This window comes from Flavobacterium sp. UBA4854 (genome assembly GCF_002399805.1).
GTDB lineage: Bacteria > Bacteroidota > Bacteroidia > Flavobacteriales > Flavobacteriaceae > Flavobacterium > Flavobacterium ginsengisoli.
Genome location: NZ_DHEI01000158.1, coordinates 2,421 through 6,475 on the forward strand (window position 1 = coordinate 2,421; position 4,055 = coordinate 6,475).

Annotated in this window: 6 protein-coding genes; 5 read left to right on the forward strand and 1 reads right to left on the reverse strand. The window is 31.7% G+C overall.

The window, feature by feature from the left end; translation table 11 throughout:
- From B3J44_RS22515 to B3J44_RS22535, 5 genes are all read left to right on the forward strand, one after another.
- On the forward strand, positions 1-591 hold a 591-nt coding region (locus B3J44_RS22515), incomplete at its 5' end, for a DEAD/DEAH box helicase (RefSeq protein WP_286971561.1).
- An 85-nt stretch (positions 592-676) separates the two neighbouring features.
- Complete coding sequence (locus B3J44_RS22520) at positions 677-1,492, forward strand: alpha/beta hydrolase (RefSeq protein ID WP_286971562.1); 816 nt, start codon at positions 677-679, stop codon at positions 1,490-1,492.
- 13 nt (positions 1,493-1,505) lie between these two features.
- Entirely contained in the window at positions 1,506-1,724 is a 219-nt protein-coding gene (locus B3J44_RS22525; protein ID WP_091133675.1) for a putative signal transducing protein, read from the forward strand.
- 70 nt (positions 1,725-1,794) lie between these two features.
- A complete protein-coding gene (locus B3J44_RS22530; protein ID WP_198858364.1) occupies positions 1,795-2,598 on the forward strand; it encodes a Cof-type HAD-IIB family hydrolase in 804 nt (267 codons plus the stop codon).
- A 6-nt stretch (positions 2,599-2,604) separates the two neighbouring features.
- Positions 2,605-3,135 (forward strand): GNAT family N-acetyltransferase, encoded by a 531-nt coding sequence (locus tag B3J44_RS22535; RefSeq protein WP_286971563.1) that lies wholly within the window; start codon positions 2,605-2,607, stop codon positions 3,133-3,135.
- A gap of 79 nt (positions 3,136-3,214) precedes the next feature.
- Here B3J44_RS22535 and B3J44_RS22540 read toward each other — a convergent pair whose 3' ends face one another.
- Entirely contained in the window at positions 3,215-3,739 is a 525-nt protein-coding gene (locus B3J44_RS22540) for a hypothetical protein (protein WP_198858300.1), read from the reverse strand.
- Positions 3,740-4,055 lie beyond the last annotated feature (316 nt).

The following is a 4,055-nucleotide window of genomic DNA, read 5'->3' on the forward strand; positions in this document are numbered from 1 at the left end:
GCTTTGCAGTTGGAAACTTTTTCTACCATAAAAAGTGGTGCTGACTGTGTTATTATTTCTCCAAAGGGAAGTGGAAAAACTACTACAATTGTTTTAAATGTAATTCAGCAATTGGCTGGACAAACAGAAGAATCTCCTCGAGCTCTGATTTTTGTTGAAGACAAAGCAAAGGTTCTGGAAATGGTTGAGCTTTTTAATAAATATGGGAAATACACCGATTTGGAAATTTATGGTGTAAATGAAAAAGGCGACATGGATTACGATAAAAACTATGTTTCTACAGGAGTCGATGTTTTAATTGGAACACCAACTAAATTAAACGATATGTTTAGTACAGCGGGGTACAATGTAAATCGCCTAAAAATGTTTATTGTGGATGATGCTGATCCGATTTTGAAACTGCGTCACGATCCAAAAATTACACGTATTTCAAACAGTATTGCCAAAGTGCAGCGAATTATCTTTTCTGAAGCTTTGACCGAACGTATCGAAATTTTGGCAGATAAAATCATGGTAGAACCTTATTTGTTTGACATGGATGAAGACGGAGAGGAACTTGATGAAGAGGACGACGATATTGAAGAAGAGTAATATATAGTGACAGTTTGCAGTGGCAGTTTACAGTAACAGTATTGTAAACTGCCACTTTTACTTAAATTTAATCAGAAATCAATCAATGGAAATTTTTAAAACACTTAAATTCTTGTCAATTGTACTTTTGTGCTTTTTTCTCGTTCTTTATGTTTTAGCGATTTCTTATGTGTATTTTAATCAGGTAGGGTTAGTTTTTCACGCTTCTCGATTGCCTAAAGATTATAAGTTTGATTATCAGCAAAAATTTGAAGAAATAAATATAAAATCGTTTGATGGAACAATTTTGAACGGATTATTATTTAAGGCAAAACAGTCAAAAGGTCTTGTTTTTTACCTTCATGGGAATGCTGGAACACTTGAAACTTGGGGTAAAATTGCAAAAATATACACATCATTAGGTTATGATATTTTTATTTTAGATTATAGAAGTTTCGGAAAAAGTGAAGGCGAAATTGAAAATGAAGAACAATTAACGGAAGATATATCAATTGTATATAAAAGTATTTCAAAAAGATATTCTGAAGATAAAATTATAATTGCAGGCTATTCTATAGGTTCTGGTTTTGCGGTAAAATTAGCTTTAGAAAGTAAAGCAAAAGCATTGATTCTTCAGGCTCCGTATTATAACTTTTTAGAATTATCAAGCTCAAGAGTTCCTTTTTTTCCTGATTTTATGAAAAAGTTTAGTTTGGAAACTAATGAATATCTGCCACAAGTAAAAAGTCCAATTTATATTTTTCATGGAACTAGCGATCAGTTAATTCCTTTTGAAAATTCAATAAGGTTAAAAAAGCTTTTAAAATCAAATGCTTATTTTTATCCATTAAAATATCAAGAACATATAGGTGTTAACGAAAATGAAGATTTTCAAAAACAATTAAAAGAAATATTAGAATAAAATAAAGAATACTATGGGATTAATGAAAGTATTTTCGGGAAGCGAAGTATTAGCAATTGCTTTGCAAGAAAGATTAGAAGAAGCTGGAGTAGAGACAGTAAAAAAAGATAATATTCAATCGGCTCGTTTGGGAGGTTTTGGTCAAACGGATTTAGCTGTTGAGGTTTTTATACAAGAAACAGATTTCGCAAAAGCAAATCCAGTTATAGAAGAATTTAGAATGAGTCTTTAAAAGTTTTCAGTCACAGTTTTTAGTCACAATATAAACTGAAAACTGTGGCTGCGACTGAAAACTAAAAAAAATGCAATACAAAATGTTAGTGCTCGACATGGATGATACCTTGTTGACAGACGATCATAGAATTTCAGATTTAAATAAAAAAGTAATTTTAGAAGCTCAGGCAAAAGGCGTATATGTGGTTTTGGCTTCAGGAAGACCAACTACAGCAATGACGGCTTATGCAAAGGAGTTGGAATTGGATAAAAACGATTCGTATATGATTTCGTTTAACGGAGCAATAATTAGCCGTGTAAAAGATGATTTTATTTTGTTTGAGCAAAAGTTAACGGTAGAGCAAATTCATGCTTTATACGATTATAGTGTAGAAAAGAAGGCACATATCATTACTTATTTAGATGATCAAATCATTAGTGAAACGGATTCTGAATTTATTGAGGTCGAAAAAGAAATCACAGGAATGGCACATCACAAAGTTTCAAGCTTTAAAGATTATGTAGACAGACCGGCGGTTAAGTGTATTTTATTGCAAGATCCAGCGTATTTAAAGACGTTAGAAAAAGATTTGATGGAGGCCATGCCACATTTAAGCGTTTCGATGTCTAAACCATTTTTTCTAGAAGCAGCACAACAAGGAATTGATAAAGCCGCGAGCTTGAAACTTTTGGCTGAACAGCTCGGAATTCATCAAAGCGAAATTATAGCTGTAGGAAACGCAGGAAATGACTTGACAATGATAGAATATGCTGGTTTAGGTGTTTGGGTTGATAACGTTAATCCTGAGTTACGAGATAAAGCCGATGTAATTGTAGCTTCAAATAATGATGATGGTGTTGCTGAAGTAGTAACACGTTATATTTTAAACTAAACTAAAATGAAAAATCCAATTAAAACGGAACGTCTAATTTTACGGGAACTTGAACTTTCTGATGCTGAAGGAATGTTCGAATTGGATTCTAATCCGAATGTGCATTTATTTGTTGGAAATAGACCTGTAAAACATATTGATGAAAGTATTGAATATATCAAATTTGTTCAGAAACAATACAAAGATCTAGGAACAGGACGTTGGGCTGTTGTTTTAAAAGAAACAAATGAATTTATTGGCTGGTCTGGAATAAAGTTTATTACAGACGAGATAAATAATCATAAAAACTTTTACGAGTTAGGATATCGTTTTATCGAAAAACATTGGGGTAAAGGTTACGCAACTGAAGCTGGAAGAGCTTTTATTGATCATGCTTTTAATGAAATGAAAGTAGAAGTGCTTTATGCTTACGCAGATGCAGGAAACGAAAACTCAAGAAAAATTCTAGAGAAATTGGGCTTTCATTTTGTGAATTCTTTCGTATACGAAGAAGAACTAGAAGTTTGGTATGAACTTAAAAATCCGAACTTACTATAAAAACGAATTCCAAATCTTTACATACTTAAAAGTCAGTAAAGATTTGGAATTAATTAAAGAAGTAATATTTTAAAAAATATTATTTTTTAGCTACAGAAACAAAGTATTTATTTCCGTCACCCATAGTTAATTTTACACGCTCGTCGCAAAGATCAATGGCAAAATTTGCACTTTCGTAACAGCTGCAAGTTGTGTTTTTGTCCTTAGACATTTCTGTTTTACAGTTGTTGTTTTTAAAGCTTGCTAATTGTGGTGTGTATAAACTAACTAAATCAGTAGAAGCGGTTACTAAAGAAATGATACTTGCAGAATTATTGTTTGTAATTCTATATACAATTCTATCTGTATAGTTTACTTCGTTAACAGTTACTTTGCGAATGTAGGTATAAGCTGTAGATCCTTCACCTGGTTCTTTAACTTCAAACTTAAACCCAACTGCACGAATAGCAACATCAAATTGCTGTTGTGAGTTTAAGCTTGCCCAAGTCGTCAATGTACTAATAGTAGGAAATGGATTTGCATTTGCGGCTGGAGCATTAGTTTGCGCTTGCGAACTAAATAAGGTTAAGAACATCAAGCAGATCGTGGGTAAAAATGCTTTCATAAAGCGTGGTATTTGTATTTTAATTTTGCCTACTCTCTTTGGTTTTCGGCTTTCCCATTTCATTTTGTAACACAAAACAACAACATAACGAGTAAAATTCAAAATTGTTATGCCTGAATTATTATTAAATTAATTAAAGCACCGTAAAATTCTTTACTATGAATTTATTGCCAACTGTATTCATAACAATGTAAATGTAAGAAATTTTGAATTTAAAAAATAAAAAAATGTATTTAATCGATAAAATTTGCTTTTAATCGATTGTTTTGTCGTTTTATTCTTATTGTAATGTTAAAATTTGAAAAATGATAGTTTC